Origin of the sequence: Dapis brunnea BLCC-M229, assembly GCF_050015995.1 — a bacterium.
In the GTDB taxonomy this organism is placed as follows: domain Bacteria; phylum Cyanobacteriota; class Cyanobacteriia; order Cyanobacteriales; family Microcoleaceae; genus Trichodesmium.
This window is the reverse complement of record NZ_JBNHEP010000093.1, coordinates 1-1,816: the sequence shown is the minus strand read 5'-3', so window position 1 is coordinate 1,816 and position 1,816 is coordinate 1. Positions and strand designations below refer to the sequence as shown.

1 protein-coding gene is annotated in these 1,816 nt (G+C 38.4%); it reads left to right on the top strand.

What is annotated here, in order from left to right:
* Positions 1–342: 342 nt before the first annotated feature.
* Positions 343–1,816, top strand: a 1,474-nt coding sequence (locus tag ACP6PM_RS10615; RefSeq protein ID WP_426584402.1) for a tetratricopeptide repeat protein, incomplete at its 3' end; no start/stop codon positions are given.

Genomic DNA, 1,816 nt, shown 5'->3' with positions numbered 1-1,816 from the left:
CCTATCCAAGGGGAGGCTTCAAGGCATGAATTATTTAATTATCAATTATTAATAACTATACAGTGCAAAGTTCTTGGAATAACTATTGCTAGCTAAGGCTTTCAGGGATCTCAAGGTTAGAAACTCGCCATTTAAAACTGTAGGTGCTCTAAGCCTTTTCCAGTAATACTTTCAGTCTTGAAAGGAAATCGTTTTTTATAAGAACTTTGTACTCTCCAGTTAATAATTAATAATTCGGTAATTGATAATTTCTCGATAATAATCGATTCTATTTTTAATTTTTGGAGATGTCTAATAACTGAAATAACCTGCATATCTTCCTTAAAACTGGAAATATAATAGATGAAATTTTCTAGTTGTGAGGCAAGGGTTAAATTTATGGTTTCTCCTAAGAGATGGTTGTCTATTCTCAGTGTTAATAGTCTGATGTTATTTAATGTCAGTTTTCCTGTATTAATGTTGCCCAATATTGTCAATGGGGGAGAAGTTATAGCTCAGACAGACAAGAGTGATGAAGCAGAAAAATTATATAAGCAGGGACATCAACTATTTAAGCAAGGAACAGCAGAATCTAAAAAACAGGCAACAGAAATTTGGAAAAAAGCACTGCAACTTTATCGGGAAGCTGATAACAAAAAATGGGAAGCTTTGACTCTTTTATCGATTGGTCGCGTCTACGATACTTTAGGAGAAAAACAAATTGCTCTCTCATACTACGACCAATCCCTACCTCTATGGCGACAGGTGGGGGAGAAAGCTGGCGTTGCTACCACTCTCAATAATATTGGCGGTGTCTACTCAGCTTTAGGAGAACAACAAAAGGCACTTGAATACTACAATCAATCCCTTCTTCTAAGGCGAGAAATGGGGAATAAAACACAGGAAGCTACTACTCTCAATAATATTGGCAAAGTCTACAATGACTTAGGAAAACCACAAAAGGCACTCGAATACTACAATCAATCCCTGACTCTATTGCGAGAGGTGGGGGAGAAAGCTGGCATTGCTACCACTCTCAATAATATTGGACTTGTCTACTCAGCTTTAGGAGAAAACCAAAAAGCCCTCGAATACTACCAACAAGCTTTACCTCTATATCAGCAAGTAGGCAATCGAGGTGGAGAAGCAAACACTCTCAATAATATTGGCGGTGTCTACTCAGTTTTAGGAGAAAACCAAAAGGCACTCGAATACTACAATAAATCGCTACCTCTAAGGCGACAAGTGGGGGATCGAGCTGGTGTTGCTAACTCTCTTAATAATATTGGCGGTGTCTACTCAGCTTTAGGAGAAAAACAAATTGCTCTCAATTACTACCAACAAGCTTTACCTCTATTTCAGCAAGTAGGTCTTCTGCATGGAGAAGCAAAAACTCTCAGTAATATTGGACTTGTCTACAATGACTTAGGAGAAAACCAAAAAGCACTCAATTACTACCAACAAGCATTACCTATACTTCAGCAAGTAGGCGACAAAGCTGGGGAAGCGATCGCTCTCAATAATATTGGAGGCGTCTATTCTGGTTTAGGAGAAAAACAAACAGCACTAAATTACTACCAACAAGCTTTACCTATACTTCAGCAAGTAGGTGACAAAGGTGGGGAAGCAGATACTCTCAATAATATTGGTGCTGTCTACGATGACTTAGGAGAAAAACAAACAGCACTCTCATACTACGACCAATCCCTGACTCTATTGCGACAAGTGGGAGATCGAGCTGGTGTTGCTAGCACTCTCAATAATATTGGCTTTGTGTACTCAGCTTTAGGAGAAAAACAAAAAGCACTTGAATATTACAACGAATCTCTACATCTAA